The sequence below is a fragment of the Streptomyces sp. NBC_00057 genome (assembly GCF_045041165.1).
Lineage (GTDB): Bacteria > Actinomycetota > Actinomycetes > Streptomycetales > Streptomycetaceae > Streptomyces.
On sequence record NZ_CP108256.1, the window covers coordinates 372,517 to 387,716 of the forward strand.

The 15,200-nt window shown below is 68.2% G+C and carries 15 protein-coding genes and 3 pseudogenes; 12 read left to right on the plus strand and 6 right to left on the minus strand.

All coding sequences use genetic code 11. The features are described from left to right. Positions 1-68: 68 nt before the first annotated feature. On the plus strand, positions 69-386 hold the full coding sequence (locus OG953_RS01855; RefSeq protein WP_405682086.1) for an IS3 family transposase: 318 nt from the start codon (positions 69-71) through the stop codon (positions 384-386). Here OG953_RS01855 and OG953_RS01860 read toward each other — a convergent pair whose 3' ends face one another. After that, positions 387-563 carry a transposase domain-containing protein gene (locus OG953_RS01860; RefSeq protein ID WP_405682088.1) on the minus strand — a complete coding sequence of 59 codons (177 nt, stop codon included), beginning with the start codon at positions 561-563 and terminating at the stop codon, positions 387-389. It abuts the gene before it with no gap. Between the two features lie 25 nt (positions 564-588). On the opposite strand from OG953_RS01860, the gene OG953_RS01865 reads away from it, so the two are divergent. Further along, the gene (locus OG953_RS01865; RefSeq protein WP_405682089.1) at positions 589-1,017 is read left to right on the plus strand and encodes a transposase; all 429 of its coding nucleotides are present in this window, start codon (positions 589-591) and stop codon (positions 1,015-1,017) included. 114 nt (positions 1,018-1,131) lie between these two features. Here OG953_RS01865 and OG953_RS01870 read toward each other — a convergent pair whose 3' ends face one another. From OG953_RS01870 to OG953_RS01885, 4 genes are all read right to left on the minus strand, one after another. Then, a complete protein-coding gene (locus OG953_RS01870) occupies positions 1,132-1,653 on the minus strand; it encodes a hypothetical protein (RefSeq protein ID WP_405682090.1) in 522 nt (173 codons plus the stop codon). Between the two features lie 128 nt (positions 1,654-1,781). Beyond that, positions 1,782-3,233: an NF041680 family putative transposase gene (locus OG953_RS01875; protein WP_405682091.1), complete on the minus strand. Its 1,452-nt coding sequence runs from the start codon at positions 3,231-3,233 to the stop codon at positions 1,782-1,784. A 156-nt stretch (positions 3,234-3,389) separates the two neighbouring features. After that, positions 3,390-4,559 (minus strand): IS630 family transposase, encoded by a 1,170-nt coding sequence (locus OG953_RS01880; protein ID WP_405682092.1) that lies wholly within the window; start codon positions 4,557-4,559, stop codon positions 3,390-3,392. A gap of 114 nt (positions 4,560-4,673) precedes the next feature. Further along, positions 4,674-5,627, minus strand: a complete 954-nt coding sequence (locus OG953_RS01885; protein WP_405682093.1) for an alpha/beta fold hydrolase — start codon at positions 5,625-5,627, stop codon at positions 4,674-4,676. An 88-nt stretch (positions 5,628-5,715) separates the two neighbouring features. On the opposite strand from OG953_RS01885, the gene OG953_RS01890 reads away from it, so the two are divergent. The 9 genes and pseudogenes from OG953_RS01890 to OG953_RS01930 all read left to right on the plus strand — a co-directional run bounded on the left by OG953_RS01890 (position 5,716) and on the right by OG953_RS01930 (position 12,977). Next, complete coding sequence (locus OG953_RS01890) at positions 5,716-6,498, plus strand: TetR/AcrR family transcriptional regulator (RefSeq protein WP_405682095.1); 783 nt, start codon at positions 5,716-5,718, stop codon at positions 6,496-6,498. A 298-nt stretch (positions 6,499-6,796) separates the two neighbouring features. After that, positions 6,797-8,238 (plus strand): annotated as a pseudogene (locus OG953_RS01895) (NF041680 family putative transposase). Between the two features lie 16 nt (positions 8,239-8,254). Beyond that, positions 8,255-8,524: a GNAT family N-acetyltransferase; N-acetyltransferase gene (locus OG953_RS01900; protein WP_405682097.1), complete on the plus strand. Its 270-nt coding sequence runs from the start codon at positions 8,255-8,257 to the stop codon at positions 8,522-8,524. 424 nt (positions 8,525-8,948) lie between these two features. Next, a pseudogene (locus OG953_RS01905) lies at positions 8,949-9,525 on the plus strand (site-specific integrase); the annotation flags it as partial. Next, positions 9,517-9,819: pseudogene (locus OG953_RS01910) on the plus strand (hypothetical protein); the annotation flags it as partial. The pseudogenes OG953_RS01905 and OG953_RS01910, both read left to right, overlap by 9 nt. Before the next feature lie 303 nt (positions 9,820-10,122). Beyond that, positions 10,123-10,677 (plus strand): DUF2243 domain-containing protein, encoded by a 555-nt coding sequence (locus tag OG953_RS01915; protein ID WP_405682099.1) that lies wholly within the window; start codon positions 10,123-10,125, stop codon positions 10,675-10,677. An 11-nt stretch (positions 10,678-10,688) separates the two neighbouring features. Next, positions 10,689-11,525 (plus strand): cytochrome c oxidase assembly protein, encoded by an 837-nt coding sequence (locus tag OG953_RS01920; protein ID WP_405682100.1) that lies wholly within the window; start codon positions 10,689-10,691, stop codon positions 11,523-11,525. A gap of 230 nt (positions 11,526-11,755) precedes the next feature. After that, the gene (locus tag OG953_RS01925) at positions 11,756-12,247 is read left to right on the plus strand and encodes a MarR family winged helix-turn-helix transcriptional regulator (RefSeq protein ID WP_405682101.1); all 492 of its coding nucleotides are present in this window, start codon (positions 11,756-11,758) and stop codon (positions 12,245-12,247) included. A gap of 232 nt (positions 12,248-12,479) precedes the next feature. Then, on the plus strand, positions 12,480-12,977 hold the full coding sequence (locus OG953_RS01930) for a transposase (protein ID WP_405691566.1): 498 nt from the start codon (positions 12,480-12,482) through the stop codon (positions 12,975-12,977). 221 nt (positions 12,978-13,198) lie between these two features. Here the strand turns inward: OG953_RS01930 and uppS are convergent, their stop codons facing one another. Beyond that, entirely contained in the window at positions 13,199-14,032 is an 834-nt protein-coding gene (gene uppS / locus OG953_RS01935) for a polyprenyl diphosphate synthase (RefSeq protein WP_405682103.1), read from the minus strand. A 68-nt stretch (positions 14,033-14,100) separates the two neighbouring features. Between uppS and OG953_RS01940 the strand changes: the two genes are divergently transcribed. Beyond that, complete coding sequence (locus tag OG953_RS01940) at positions 14,101-15,144, plus strand: methyltransferase domain-containing protein (protein WP_405682105.1); 1,044 nt, start codon at positions 14,101-14,103, stop codon at positions 15,142-15,144. Positions 15,145-15,200 lie beyond the last annotated feature (56 nt).

The following is a 15,200-nucleotide window of genomic DNA, read 5'->3' on the forward strand; positions in this document are numbered from 1 at the left end:
CGACCGGCACTGTCCACCTGCCCAAGCCGGTGTTGCATCCACTGGTTGAACCTGGTCAATACACGTCCGTGAAGCTCACAACACGCCTGGTCAGGGCCGGTATCCAGGCGTCCATGGGCTCGGTCGGCGACTCGTTCGACAATGCCCTGGCGGAGAACCTGTGGATGGTCATCAAGACCGAGTGCATCCGCGGCCGCGTCTTCGCCACCAGAGCCGAAGCGAACCTCGCGCTCTTCGAGTACATCGACGGCTTCTACAACCCCCGCCGCATCCAGAAACGGCTGGGCTACCTCAGCCCGATCGAGTTCGAGGAGAAGTACTACGCCGACCAGGCAGCGACCGAACAAGTGAACCTGAAACCACGTCAACCCGCTCTGACCAGCTAGTCAGCCATTCCCGAGCTGCGGGGGAACCTCAGCCCCAAGGTGCTGCCGGGCCCTGGTGAACGACGACTTGTTCGGGACCGACTGGTCCATCTCGGCCAGGGCCCCGACCAGGTTCTCCGCGACATCGTCGTAGGAGTCCTGCTGGAACAGCGCCAGAGCAAGCACGAAGTAGACCATGAACCGGCTCGATAGGGGACGGGGCTTGGCGTTTCCCCGACGGTCACCGTGCCAGGGAGAGGGACTACGTGCACCTATCAAGCAACGGCATTGCGACAACGGGATCAAGTGGCGTTCCCTGCCTGTCGACTTCCCGCCCTGGCCCCGCGTCTACGCGTTCTTCCGCCGCTGGCGCGACCACGACCTGATCCAGGAACTGCATGACCGGCTCCGTGAGCGTGTCCGCCGGGCAGAAGGCCGGGAGACGGAGCCGACGGCGGCCATCGTGGACTCGCAGTTGGTGAAGGCCGACGCCACCGTCAAGAACGCCTCACGCGGCTACGACGGCGGGAAGAAGGTCAACGGCCGCAAGCGGCACCTCATCACGGACTGCCTCGGCCTGCTCCTGGACGTGCTGGTCATTTTCGCGTGCTGCCCCGCCGTTGGGTCGTCGAAAGGTCGTTCGCCTGACTGATACGGAACCGACGCCTGGCCCGCGACTACGAAACAGAGCCGGCCAGCAGCAAGGCTGTGATCCTCTGGTCGATGACCATGGTGATGAGCCGCCGCCTCGCCCGCCGGAAAACGGCTACGCGGCAGCAGCGGACACCGGCGCGGGCAGCGTGAACCGGCCCGGCCTGCCCTCGACCAGCCAGCCCCGCTCCACCAGCCGCTTAAGCCTTCCCCGCGCACCCTCCACCCGGGCCGGAACGGCAGTGTCCCAGCCCAGAGCCACCGCCGCCTGCCGCGCAGTCAGACTGTCACCGCCCGCCTCCCCGAAAGCGGCCATGATCCGCCGGTAGTCCGTGCCGAGGACCTCCACCGGCACCCCGTTCTCACGCCGGGCCACCGTCCGCCGCGGCCCCGGCACCTGCGCCGGCACCTCCACCACGGCCTCGGCCGCAGCAGGTCCGGCAACTTCCGTCACGGCGAGCGCGTCCTGCTCGGCCAGTGCTTCCAGATGCTGTTCCAGACCGATCACCCGATGATGCAGGACCTCTTCCGCCTCCGCGAGAGCTGCCCCCACCCGCTCGAACTCCGCCCGCAGTTCCTCCACCCGCACCAGAGCAGCCTTCTCACGGCTCTCGAGCACTGCCCGCAACGACGGCATCCGCCACCTCCACGTCACCCGGGACGAACAAGACGACCAAAGCCTGCCTCAAAAACGACGGCACCACGCCTGACCTACGGAAACTCACACAACAGATTCGAAAAAGAAACGGCTACTAAGCTTGACGTTTATCCTCGCTGCTGTTTCAGGCGGACGTGTTCGGTGAGGGTTTCTGCTCGTTTCACGGTCTTTCCGGGTTCGTGTCGTGGTGCCGGTCTGCGGTTTTTGGAGCCGGGTGGGCGTCCGGTGCCGGATTTGGAGGGTTTGGGCACTCCGGCGGGACGGGCTGCCTTCGCGTGGAGGTGGCGGAACCCCCGGCGGACCCGGGCCGGGGTGAGCCGGCGGGGCTCGGTGGCCCGTTCCCAGGGGCGGCGGAGGTCCTCGGCGAGCGGGCGGGCGAGGCGGAGTTGGGTGTGGGCGGCGATGATGAGCCAGGTCCACAGGTCGGCGGTGTGCGGGTCACGTACCTTCGGGGCGGTCCAGCCGAGGGTCTGCTTGAACAGCCGGAAGGTGTGTTCCAGATCGAAGCGCCGCAGGAACGCCTGCCAGCGCAGGTCGATGTCGGCGGCGGTCATCCCGGTGCGCGAGGACCACAGCCATACCGGCTTCGGATCACGGTCACCGGGCAGGTGTGCCACCTGTAGTCGGATCAACGTGCCGTGGACCAGGGGGAGTTCACCGCAGTGGTCGAGCCAGGGGCCGCGGGCGGTCAGGCGGGGGTGCATCCGGTCCCAGGCGAGTGTCTCGGCCTTCCCGTAGTGGGTGGTGTCGCAGGCGGTGGTCTGGTCGGGGGTGTGCCAGGAGTCTGGCTTGGAGAAGGTCAGGACGCCGCCGTGCTTGCGGGGCTGCCCACCGCGCGGGGTGGAGCGGCGGGGGCCGGCGTCGCGGAGCATGACCCGGTCCGAGCGGAGCCGGCCGATCAGTTCGACGGGCAGATCTGACAGGACGAAGGCGAGGCGGGTGACGTCGTAGCCGGCGTCCATCACGATGAGAATGTCCTGGTCGCCGGGTTTCCACTGCCTGGCGTGGATGAGGCGGGTGACGACGTCGCGGAGCTGGGTGGCGGTCACCGCGGTGGCATCGTCGGCCGGCCCCAGCCGGATCGCGTCGAGGAGGGCGGTCCATGAGGTGCGTCCGGTCTCCAGGGCGGCGACGAAGGAGTAGGGCCATCCCGGGATGAACTGGTCGGCGCTGCGGCCGCGGCCGTAGACGTGGCAGAACAGCAGGTCCGGGCTGGTCGGTGCGTCGGGCCGCAGCCAGTTGCTCACATCGACCGCGAGGACGATCCGTCCGTCGGCCGCACGCGGCAGGGGTGTTGCGGCGAGGAGTCTGCGTAGGCGGCGGGGTTCCAGCCAGCCGTGGTTGACCGCGTCGTACATCGCCCCGTGCCCGCGCCGGTGCTCGGCCGTCAGCGTGAGCTCGACCAACGACGTCACCGGGCCGTCCGCGCACAGCACCGCGTCGGTCAGCTCGAAGAGCGCGTCCGCCCGCTTGTAGAGGCAGTCGTAGAACTCGACACGAAAGTGGGACAGCACGCCCAACGCGGCGTCCACGGGACCCGCAGGAGTCAGACTCTTCACAGCGGCCGTCCTTCACGCGACGTTGCTCGACACCTCGAAGCGTGAAGAACGGCCGTCCTGTTGTCTCACGAAGAAGCCAAGATCAACAGGTCGGGTGACCCGGCGAGGTTAAACAAAAAGCTAAGTGGTCGGCTTCCGAAGTCCTTCGGGGGTTGATCAGGCTGTCAGTCTGATGGAGGATTTTTCTTGTCGGTCGGCGGGTGTGTGCTGGTCGAGTCGGGCCAGCAGATCGTCCAGGTCGGTGGTGGTGAACCTCCACTGGAACGGCTGTGCCGTGGCGTTGTAGCGGTCTTCGAACCCTCGGAGCCGGTCCCGGACCTGGTCGAGGTCCGTGAAGTCGTTGGGTGTCACGACCTTTCGCTGCACGATGGAGAAGAAGATCTCGATCTGGTTCACCCAGGAGGCGTGGACCGGGGTGTGGACCAGGACGGCGTTCGGAAATCGGGCGGCCATGCGGTCGATGGCCCGCATGCCACGGTGCGAGGAGCCGTTGTCGACGATCCAGAAGACGCGTTTCGCGCTGGCGTAGGGCTCCTGCGTCATGACCTGTTCGACCAGGGCCATGAACGGCACGATGCCGGTGGTGGCCTCGCAGCGGCCGAAGGCTTTCGCCTGGTGAACGTCGTAGGCGGCCAGGTAGGCCAGGGCGCCGCCGCGTCCGTACTCGTGGTTGACGCGCATCGCCCTGGCCTGCCCCGGGGCCAGAGTGGGGTGGCAGCGGCAGCGGGCCTGGATCGAGGTCTTCTCGTCGCTGGACAGGACGTACTCGTCCTCGCCGAGCGGGGCGCCTTCGAAGGTGCGGGCGTAAAGGTCCAGGACCCGCTGTGCCCTGGCGCGGAAGTTCGGGTCTCGGATGAAGATCCAGGACCGGTACTGCCAGGGCTTGATCGCGTCCTGGCGTAACCAACGGCGCACCGTGGACGCGGAGATGCTGTCGGTGATTCCGCGCGCGGTCAGCTCGGCGGCAAGTTCCGGGCACGACCAGCGCGACAGCGGCACCCCTGTCTCGGCCGGGAGTTGGCAGGCCAGGGCCTTGGCCTCGGCGACCTGAACGGGGTTGAAGCGGGCGGGACGCCCGGTGCGCTTGCGGTCGGCCAGGGCCGGCAGCCCGCCGTGGGCGAACCGGTCGCGCCAGGCGCGGACCGTGTCCAGATGCAGGCCCGTCTCGCGGGCGATTCGCGCGTTGGAGCGCCCCCGAGCTGCGTGCAGGACGATCTCGGCCCGCCGCCGTAACCGGTACGGGGTCTTGTGGCCGTAGGCCATCTTCTTCAACCGCTCGCACTCGGCCGTTGTCGCAACGATCGGGCGGGCCGGGGTAACGGGCATGGCAGACGGGCCGATCGGGAGAAGTGGATCACGACGGGCATACTGCCGCGTCCGGCGCCTCAACGATCCGGCAAGATGGCCACCGTGCCCACGCCGCCGGAGTGCACCCGGCTGTCACTCCCCCCGCGGCTGTCCGAACACGCCCGCACCGCCCGATCGCAACTGACGGACCGCCAGGTCGCTGACCTGGTGGGCGATGTCGGGCCACAGGGCGGCGGGGAGGTCGTGGCCGACGCCCGGGTAGGTCACCAGGCGGGCGCCGTCGATGGCTTGGGCGGTGGCGCGGCCCGCGCTGACGCGCAGGATGGGGTCCTGCTCGCCGTGCAGGACCAGGGTGGGTCGGCGCAGCTCTTTGAGCCTGGGTCCGTGCCACTGGGCGCCGATCTGGCGGCTCTGTGCCTTGTTGTCGCGCGGGCCGCTGTCCACGTCGGCCTCGACCCAGGCGCGGGCCGCGGCTTCGTCGAAGGGGTAGCCAGGTGAGGCGATGCCGCGCCATACGGTGAGGGCGGCCTCGATGTCGCCTTCGCGGCCCTCGGGGAACTTGGTCCGGGCGAGCTTGGCGAGCAGGCCGAACCGCAGGTAGCGCAGGACCCCCAGGCCGGAGACGTCGCTGGGCAGGGCCGCCGAGGAGGTGACGCTGAGCACCCGGTCGGGGTGTCGCAGCGCGACCCGCTGGGCGATCGCGCCGCCCAGGGAGTGGCCGAAGACATGGGCCCGCTCCCAGCCGAGTTCGTCCATCACGGCGATGGCGTCGTCGGTCATGTCCTCGGAGGTGTAGGAGTCCCCACGCTTGGCGAACAGGGCCTTGAAGGGGTTGGCGGTGGCGGTGTCCGGCATCCGGGTCGACTGGCCGGCGTCGCGCTGGTCGTAGCGGGCCACGGCGAACCCGGCGTCGGCGAATGCCCGGCACAGTCCGGCCGGCCACCAGAACCGGGCGGTGGCCAACCCCATGATGAGCAGCAGCGGTTCGCCCTCGGAGCCCTTCAGTTGGTCGAAGGCCACCTGTACGTCGCCGTTGTGCGCGTATCGGGTCGGCGTCCACTCCTGCTGCGGCTGCATCTGGGGCATGTCGACTCTCTTTCATTTACTGCGATCCATGTTCGCAGTTCATATGGCCTAAGGTACTGCATACGCCGTTCGCAGAACAGGAGGGGCCATGACCGAGTCGTCCGCCCACAGCATCTGGCTGCGCCCCGAACGCTCCGGACGCGGCCCGACGCCCACGTTCGACCGCGACCGCATCGCCGCCGCCGGGATCGCCCTAGCCGACGCGGACGGCCTGCCCGCCGTCACCATGCGGGCCGTGGCGGTCGCCCTCGGGGCCGGACCGGCATCCCTCTACCGCTATGTGGCCACCCGCGACGAACTGCTGGAACTGATGATTGACCAGGTCAATGGCGAGATCTCCTACGCCACACTCGGCTCCGGGCACTGGCTCGACGACCTGCTCGCCCTGGCCCGGCAGAGCAGGGGCGTCTACCTCGCGCACCCATGGCTGCTCGACGCGACCGCGACGAGGACCCCGCTGGGGCCGCACGCGGTCACCTACCTGGAACACGCCCTGGCCGCGCTGGCGGACCTCGACGTCAGTCCCCGGACCAAGCTGGAGGCCATCGCGATCCTCAATGCCGTCGTCTCCACTCTGACCCGGGCCGAGGTGACCCAGCGTCTCGCCGGGCAGACCATCCCGCAGTGGCAGCAGGACCAGGCGGAATATCTCACCCAGGTCGCCATGGCGGGCCACCACCCGCACCTCGCCACCGCCCTGACCGGGCAGCCGCCCGAGGCCGAGGATTCATCGGAGTCGCTCTTCAACCGCATCCTCACCCGCGTGCTAACCGGGCTCCTTCAGCCCGACGACATCGGAGCGACCCCCGTGCGCGGTCGCGCGGAGGCAGAGCCATCCGCGGCCAGTCCGGGGCCGACCGCAACCTCCTGATGCCTCATCGGGAGAGTCATGCCCGAGCTCTCACAGTTTCGGCGGAACCCCGGTAGAAACCACCCCAGACTGCGCCTGCGGCCTCTACTTGGCCGCCCCCGAGATCTGACCGGACCTCACACACAACAACAGCGGGAGTCAACCCCCGAAGGACTTCGAGCGTCGACCACAAGCTTGACGTTTATCCTCGCCTGTCACCCAACCTGCTGATCTGCGGTTCTTCCCGGGACAGCGGAGGCGGCCGTTCTCCACGCTTCGAGAAGTCGAGTCACGAAGCACGAGAGAACGGCCGCTGCGTATGAGTCTCCCTCTCCCAGGGCCCGCAGGCGAGGCGTTGGATGTCTTGTCCCGCTTTCGGGTCGAGTTCTACGAGTGCCTTTACGCCCGCGCGGATGCACTCTTCGAGCTCACGGACGCGGTGCTGTGCGCGGACGGGCCGGTGAAGACCCTGGTCGAACTGTCGCTGGCCCTCGAGTACCGGCGTGGGCATGGTGCTCTGTACGCAGCGTTGGACCGGGGCTGGGCCGAGCCGGCCCGGTTACGGCGGACACTGGCGGGCCTGCCGCTGCCGAAGGCGGCCGACGGGCGGATCGTGCTGGCCGTGGACGTGAGCAACTGGCTCCGTCCCGACGCCCCGACCAGCGACGACCGCCTGTTCTGCCACGTCTACGGGCGTGGCGCCCGCAGCAAGGACCAGTTCGTGCCGGGCTGGCCGTATTCCTTCGTGGCCGCTCTGGAGACCGGCCGCACCTCCTGGGTCGCTCTGCTGGACGCCGTGCGCCTTGGTCCCGCCGACGACGCGACCGTGGTCACGGCCAGCCAACTCCGCGGCGCCGTCGAGCGGTTGATGCAAGTCGGACAGTGGGAGCCCGGGGATCCCGAGATCCTGATCGTCATGGACTCGGGCTACGACGTCACCTACCTCTCCCACTGAAGGACCTGCCCGTCGTGCTGCTCGGGCGTCTGCGCTCGGACCGTGTCATGCTCCGCGACCCGGGCGAGGCCCGCTCTGGGCCCAGGGGCGGGCGTCCGCGCCGGCACGGCGGCGCCCTCGCCCTGGCCCGGCCCGAGACCTGGCACAACCCCGAGGTGACCACGTCCACGGACACCACCCGCTATGGCACCGCTGAGACGATGGCCTGGGACCATATGCACCCCCGGCTCACCCATCGTGGCCCCTGGCTGAACCACGCAAAAGATGAACTCCCAGTATTGCAAGGCACGTTGATTCGACTCAAGGTCGAGCACCTGCCGGGCGATCGCGACCCCAAACCAGTCTGGCTGTGGTGCTCGGCCACCACCGCCACACCGGCGGACGTGGACCGCTGGTGGCAGTCGTTCCTCCGCAGGTTCGATCTCGAACACACCTTTCGGCTGATGAAGCAGACCCTCGGCTGGACCGCTCCGAAGGTCCGCCACGCGGACACCGCCGACCTGTGGACCTGGCTGATCGTCGCGGCCCACACCCAACTCCGCCTCGCACGCCCCCGCGCCGAGGACCTCCGCCGCCCCTGGGAACGGCCCGCCGAACCCCGCCGCCTCACCTCCGCCCGGGTCCGTCGCGGGTTTCGCAACGTCCACGCGGCCACAGCCCGCCCGGCAGCCGCACCAAACCCGTCCCGGCCAGGGCCCGGCAGGCCACCCGGCTCGAAGAACAAGCACCGAGCCAAGCGCCACGACGTCGGCAAGACGGTCAAACGCGCCGCGTCGATCAAGGAACACAAAGCGCAGCAAGGTTAAACGCCAAGCTAAGCCGATGGACCTGCACGGGACGCAGGTCCTCAACCTCTTCTACCGCTTCGCCACCTCAGCATGGGGTCAGGGTTTCGCCGGCGAAGCCGCCACCAAAGTCACGGCCTGGGTGTCCCGCCACGTTCCCGACCTCCCCCTGATTGCCAGGGTTCGGCCGGCCAACATCGCTTCCCAACGCGTGGCGATCCGGGCCGGCCTGGCCCGGGCGCAGCACCTTGGCGGAGCCGGATACGACGGTCTCGACTGGATCTATGCGTCGAAACTCCCAAACTGAACAGCATCTGCACGCCATCCGGTGCGCACGTCGACCTCTCCGCCGAGACGACTACGACTCCGAGATGGTCAGGGCCTTCAACCGGCACCGACGTGCCCATGGGAACCCCGGAGGGTTCGCAACCGCAGCTAAAACCGTACGAAACAGGGGAGATCGCTCGACCAGTGCGCAGCCGTCCACGGTCACCGTCCCCATGAGGATTCGTGACCGCGGGGTGGGGAATTACGTGACGCTCAAACCGTGTGAAGGGGGAATTGCGTGACCATCGATACGCGTCAACTATTCGCTGTGACGGGGCGAGGGGTGTCCGTAGGGTTCGTGCATGGCAGACGAGAGCGAGCGGGCCGTTCAGCCGGCTATCGCGGCGGAGATGCGGCTCCTGGACCGCTACGTGCGTGCTTCGCCAGCCTTGGTGTCGGAGCTTCTGGACCCGGCTGCGGTGTCGGTGGAGCCGGGGTTGGCGGATGTCGTCACGCTGCAGGGCCGTCGGCAGGCCCGCATGTCCGCCGTCGACGAGGAGAGCTTCTTCCTCGACACGCTCTCGGAGTACCAGTGGGCCCGGGACCGCGGCCGGTTTGGCGCCGGCGACGCTCGACGGCCTGCTCAAGCCGGTGGTGGAGGTCTGCGAGTACTACGGCACCGTGCCGTGGCAGCTCTCCCCTCGTGAGGTCGACCGCTACTTCACCGGACCGGGTAAGCGGGCGCCATCGACGCTGCGCGGCGAGATCAACAAGATCGACGCGTATTTCGCGTTCCTGGAGCAGCGCTGCGCCGGAGAGATCACGCGGCGTTTCGGCGCCGCCGTCGAGTCGCCGATCGACCCGTTCAACCGGCCGCGGCACCGCAGGGACTTCGGCCTGCGGATCCCGCCGTCGCAGACGGCGATGTGGGACTTCCTCGGCCGGTGGCGCGAGGACCTGCCCAACGCGCGGAAGTACCTGGTCGCCTGCCGCGACTACCTGATGACCAAGGTCGCCTACCTCTCCGGCGTCCGCGCCGCCTCCGAGTGGCTCACCTACCGCCACCGTCGCTGGCCGGCCTCGACCAACCCCCACCTGCTCGTCAGCCAGCGCACCGCGCTCGACCCCGACCACCCTCCGGTCAGCATGACCACGCTCCACAGGGCCCTGCCCAAGGGTGTGCCGCTGGACGGCCTGCGACAGGACCGGATCCTGAACGAGGCGTTCGAGACCGGCGATCCGCTGAAGCTGATGCGCCTGTTCGGCATCACGGAAAAGACCGCCATGCACTACGCCGGCGCCGCCCATCCCGAGCGCACGGCGAAGCTGCCCCGGTGGCGCTCACGGCATGGCCGGCTGGTTCGCGGGCTGCTCCCAGGCACCAAGTACGGGATGAGCCGGACGTAGGCGACCATGCCGACGACCTCGACCAGGGCCTGGGCGAAGCTCACGGACCGCGGCCGGGATCGGATGCTCGGCACCGCTGGCCTCGCCCACAAGCACGACCCGAGCGCGCCGTTCCTCGAATGGCGGTGTCATTCGGCCAAAAGGACGCCCGTTCGTGATGGGCGGATCAGGGCGGGAAGACGTATTGGTTCAGGCTCACGTATCCGAAGGACAGATCAGACGGGACAGGCGATGGCCACCACCACCGGTCAGACGCAAGAGGGCAGGCTGCCCAGGAGCATCCAGTTGCCAGGAATCGTGCTGGGGGTGGGGCTCGGCGGATTCGTCGATGGCATCCTGCTCCACCAGCTCCTCCAGTGGCACCACATGCTCACCAGCACCAACCACGACCGCATCGGCGTGAAGTACTACCCCGCGAACACGGTCTCCGGTCTGGAGATGAACACCATGTGGGACGGCATCTTCCACGCCATCTGCTGGGTCGCGGTCATCCTGGGCCTGGGCATCCTGTACTCCCGGGTCACTCACCAGCGTCGCCGGGTGTGGACCTCCCGGGTGCTGTGGGGGTGGATCCTGGTCGGGTGGGGCCTGTTCAACATCGTCGAGGGTCTCCTGGACCATCAGATCCTCGGCATCCACCACGTCCACGGCGGTCCCCACCAGATCTGGTGGGACATGGGCTTCCTGCTCCTGGGCCTCCTCCTGATCACCGGCGGCTACCTGCTCCAGCGCAGCGGCCGGCCCTTCGACCCCGACGCCTCCGAGCGGCCCGCCCGGCACGCCTGATGGACGTCGACATGCATCACCACATGCACGACCATGGCGCAGGTAGCGGTCTGTGGGAGACGCTGCTGCCCCCAGCCGCAGTCATCCTGCTCGCCGCCGCCTACCTTCTCCTCGCAGGCCGGGCCCGGCACCGCAATCCCGTCCAGGGCTGGGGACGCCGGCGGACGGCGAGTTTCCTGACCGGATGCGCCCTGCTCGCCGGAGCACTGCTGCCACCGCTGGCCCCCTTCGCTCACGGCGACTTCCGCGGGCACATGGCCCAGCACATGCTCATCGGCATGTACGCACCCCTGGCCCTGGTGCTCGGCACGCCGGTCACCCTGCTGCTGCGCACCCTGCCCGCCGCCCGCGCTCGCGCGCTGATGGGCGTTCTGCGCAGCCGCCCGGCCAGAGTGCTCGCCCACCCGGTCACCGCCCTGGTCCTGAGCACCGGCATCCTCGCGCTCCTGTACTTCACCCCGCTGTACAACGCGACCATGAACCAGCCCGTACTGCACTGGCTGATGCACGCCCACTTCCTCTTGTCCGGCTGCCTGTTCGCCTGGGTCATCACCGGCCCCGACCCCGCCCCGACCCGGCCCGGCGTCCCCACCCGGCTCGTCGTCCTCGGGATCGCCGTCGTGGCGCACGCCACGATCTCCCAGCTGATCTACGGCGGCTTCCTCATCAACGTTCACGCACCCATCGACCAGGTCCAAGGCGGCGCGGAGATCATGTACTACGGCGGCGACATCGCCGAACTCCTCCTCGCCGCAGCCCTGGTCACCACTTGGCGGCCCGCCCGCCACCAGCGCCAGGGTGCTGATCGGCCGGTGCCCAGTGGCGTGGTCAGGACAGTCGCCGGCTGACCCGGCCCGTCGCACCGATCCCGCGGGCGTCGGTGGTCACCCGGCTCCTGGTATCGGCCAGATGTCAACGGACAGCGGGCCGTCCGGGTGAGCGGACATCTCAGATCATTGTGCGCGGACAGTTGACCTCCCTGTCCGGTACAACTATTCGTCCCTCGGATGGGGGCGTGTGAGCGTTGCGGGCAGGCCCGTTGCGCTGGCGGTGCCATGGGGGATATAGCGTCGCGATCATGAGACCGCTGACTGACACCACCACCGACCAGGCGCCGGCTGATCCGGCCGCCACCGACGACATGCTGGCCACCCAGCCCATCGGCTACTGGAGCGGTCTCGCCCACGTGGCCGTCACCCGGCATCTGCGTGACGCTATGGCCAGGATCGACGTCACGCAGCCGCAGTACTGGGTGCTCAACCGGGTCAACGGCGGGCCCGCGGCGCCGAGCCGCGAGGAGGTCGTCATCCAGCTGACACCCCTCGCGGACGGGCCGCATGAGATCGCTCGTGTCATCGACCAGCTGTTCCACCGCGGCTGGCTCCGGATCGAAGCCGGGCATCGCCTGCAGCTTACCGATGCCGGGGAGGCTGCCAGGGTGCGGCTGCGCGAGCTGGTGACCGAGCTGCGCGCCGTGGTCCACGAGGGCATCAGCGATGAAGAGTACGTGGCCGCACTCAAGGTGCTGCGCAGGATGGTCGCCAACGTCGAGGACAGCGGGGACTCCTGATACTCCAGCCGGACTTCTTCATTCGTGCTGGTCAACGGCTTGGGCGTGGAGAGTGTAGCGGGCCGGAATGGGGGTGGGGCGGTCGTTGCCGGGCCGTCCCACGAAGGTGTGACCGCGCCGTGTGTAGTGGCAACGTTCCGGTCAGTTCGCCCGAGTGAATGATGCACCAACAACCGTATGGGAAGAGCGACTTGGCGATCTGCTCTTGCGGATCGGGGGCCGTTTCGCCCGCGTGGAGCCCCGGCGCCGGATGCGAGACTACGTCCGTGGGCTCCTTGGCCCCGTGGGCCGCAAGAACGGCTGGCAGCTGGCCGAATATGCCGGTCATGGCACCCCCGACGGGCTGCAGCACCTGCTCTCCCGGAGCCGCTGGGAGGCCGACGACGTCCGTGACGACCTGCAGGCTTACGTCGCCGAGCACCTCGGCACGAACAAAGGCGTGCAGCTGGTCTACGCAGACGGAGTCCGCGAGCACATTGAACAGGCTCGCAGCCAGCAGGCCATGCGAAGCCACCGCGACGATCAGGCCGGACTGGCGCGCAGTCAGGCAAGCCTGGCTACCGACCTGGAGATCACGAAGGCCGACAACCAGCGGTTGCGAGCCGAAGTCGCCACCCTCCGAAGGACCATCCAACGCCAGCTGGGACAATCAGCTGGACCAGCTGGGCGCTGCCGACCTCGCCGACCGCGTGGAGGAACTCACATGCCAGAACCGCGCTTTGCGTGGTGAACTCGACGAGCTCAGACGCTCATTCACGCAATCCAACACCAGCCGACCGAGAGCGAGGACAACCTGAGCGCGGCCCGCGCCACCCTCCGACGGGTGATCCGCAGCGAGAACCAGAGGACGTGACTCAACCCTTATAGGACCTATCGAGCCGACCACCGCCGGGACGGGTTTCAGCGCGTATGCCCGAGTTGGGTGGAGCGGTCAGGGGCTTGTCCAGCGTGTCAGGCGCCGTAGCGGCGCTGGCGGGCGGCGTATGCGCGTACGGCCCGCAGGAAGTCGACTTCGCGGAACGCCGGCCAATACGCCTCACAGAAGTACAGCTCCGAGTACGCACTCTGCCACAGCAGGAAGTTCGACATGCGCTGCTCTCCGCTGGTGCGGATGACCAGGTCGGGGTCCGGCTGTCCAGCGGTGTACAGGTGGCGGGCAATGTCGTCCGCGGTCAGGTCGGTGGCAAGGTCCCGCATCGACCTACCGGTATCCGCCTGCTCGTACAGCAGATCCCGCATGGCGTCTACGAGTTCCTGGCGGCCCCCGTAGCCGACGGCGAGGGTCACGTGCGCCCCGGTGGTGCACTCCCGCGTGGACTCGACGGCCTCTTTGAGGGCGCGGGCAGTGGTGTCGGGCAGCGTGTCCAGAGCTCCAGCGATGTGCACCTGCCAGCGCGGTCGCGGCCTGGCGAGGTGTGTGGTCAGGACCTCTTCAATCACCTGCATCAGAAAGGCGACCTCAGCGTCGCCGCGTCGCTGAAGGTTCTCGGCGGAGCAGACGAACACCGACACGTGCCTGATGTGGAGGGCCTCGCACCAGGACAGCACATCTTCCACGTGCTCGGCACCGTACTTATGGCCAAGGCTCGGGTTCCCGATGCCTCGCCCACGCGCCCATCGACGATTGCCATCCATGATCAGCCCGATGTGCCTGGGCAACTCCCCGCCCTGGAGTTGCCGGCGAAGCCGACGGGTGTACAGGGCGTAGAAGGGGTCAGTGACGCGCACGTCGCAGCCTTTCGAAGTTGGAGGATCCAGCGGGCGCCGACCCGCCACGGCGTGCATACTACGGAGTATTAGCACGCACCGCGTGTCATTGTAGAAATCCGCCGTCAACGCCCCAGGGAACACCAGTGCGCACCAACGACGCCCAGATGCTTGCCCTGTCTGCACTGGCGGACGGCCCACTGCACGGATACGCCGTCAACGCCGCAATCGAGCGGATGACCGGCGCGAGGCTCGGGCGTGGCAGCCTGTCCAGCGCGCTGGCACGACTGCACGGCAAGGGACTGATCGAGTACCTGGACAGAGAGGGCAGACGACGCCCCATACGCCTGACTCCGGCCGGCCGCGAGGCCCTCAAAGGCGAAATCGAATCCCTTGCGCATGTCGCGGGGCGCATCTTCGAGACGGTGGTCCCCGACAAAATCGCCTACCAGGATCGGCTCGCCGCCACCGACCTCGCGCATGCATACAATCAGGCCGCACTCAATGCTTTGGCCATCCAGCCAGGCCACGTCGTTCTGGATCTAGGCTGCGGTCCGGGCAACGACCTCGGCATGCTGGCACGCGCGGCAGCGCCTGCGGGAAGGGTCCTTGGTATCGACTCCGACCCTCAGATGACCCGTCGGGCGCGTACTCGCAGCGCCGGCCTTCCACACACTGACGTGCTGACGGCCGACGTTCATACGTTGCCGCTTCCCGCATGCTCTGCAGACCGTCTGCGCACCGACCGCCTGCTCCAGCATGTTGCCGACGTTCCAAAGGTTCTGGCGGAGGCACGGCGGATCCTGCGGCCTGGTGGCCGCCTCGTCATGGGCGAGCCAGACTGGGGCTCACTCGCTGTCGACTACCCGGATCCGGACGTTGCCCGCGCATACACCCGCCACGTTGCCGACCGGATCGTTCGCAACGCGATCATCGGGCGGCAGCTGGCTCGACTCGCTGAACAGGCGGGATTCACCGTCACGTCAGTCATCCCGATGACATCGGTCTTCCGGAACGTCAGTGCCGCCGACCAGGTCCTCGGTCTCCAGCGCAACACTGAGCGTGCCGTGGCCACCGGTTATCTCACGCGTCAGAAGGCCGACAGTTGGCTCGAGCATCTCGCTGGGAGTCCATTCTTCGCTGCGGTGACGCTCTACATCGTGACAGCGGAGTCACCCGCACAAACCTGACTGCCCAGGCGCTGCGACGCCGTCGACGAACCGACGGTGTGTGACATCACCCGGAC

Bases quoted from the DNA above. Each gene is read 5' to 3' on its own strand.
- OG953_RS01900 (WP_405682097.1), top strand. From the start codon at position 8,255: ATGGACCTGCACGGGACGCAGGTCCTCAACCTCTTCTACCGCTTCGCC.
- OG953_RS01925 (WP_405682101.1), top strand. From the start codon at position 11,756: ATGAGACCGCTGACTGACACCACCACCGACCAGGCGCCGGCTGATCCG.
- OG953_RS01920 (WP_405682100.1), top strand. From the start codon at position 10,689: ATGCATCACCACATGCACGACCATGGCGCAGGTAGCGGTCTGTGGGAG.
- OG953_RS01860 (WP_405682088.1), bottom strand. From the start codon at position 563: ATGGTCTACTTCGTGCTTGCTCTGGCGCTGTTCCAGCAGGACTCCTAC.
- OG953_RS01915 (WP_405682099.1), top strand. From the start codon at position 10,123: ATGGCCACCACCACCGGTCAGACGCAAGAGGGCAGGCTGCCCAGGAGC.
- OG953_RS01870 (WP_405682090.1), bottom strand. From the start codon at position 1,653: ATGCCGTCGTTGCGGGCAGTGCTCGAGAGCCGTGAGAAGGCTGCTCTG.
- OG953_RS01890 (WP_405682095.1), top strand. From the start codon at position 5,716: ATGACCGAGTCGTCCGCCCACAGCATCTGGCTGCGCCCCGAACGCTCC.
- OG953_RS01885 (WP_405682093.1), bottom strand. From the start codon at position 5,627: ATGCCCCAGATGCAGCCGCAGCAGGAGTGGACGCCGACCCGATACGCG.
- OG953_RS01880 (WP_405682092.1), bottom strand. From the start codon at position 4,559: ATGCCCGTTACCCCGGCCCGCCCGATCGTTGCGACAACGGCCGAGTGC.
- uppS (WP_405682103.1), bottom strand. From the start codon at position 14,032: ATGCACGCCGTGGCGGGTCGGCGCCCGCTGGATCCTCCAACTTCGAAA.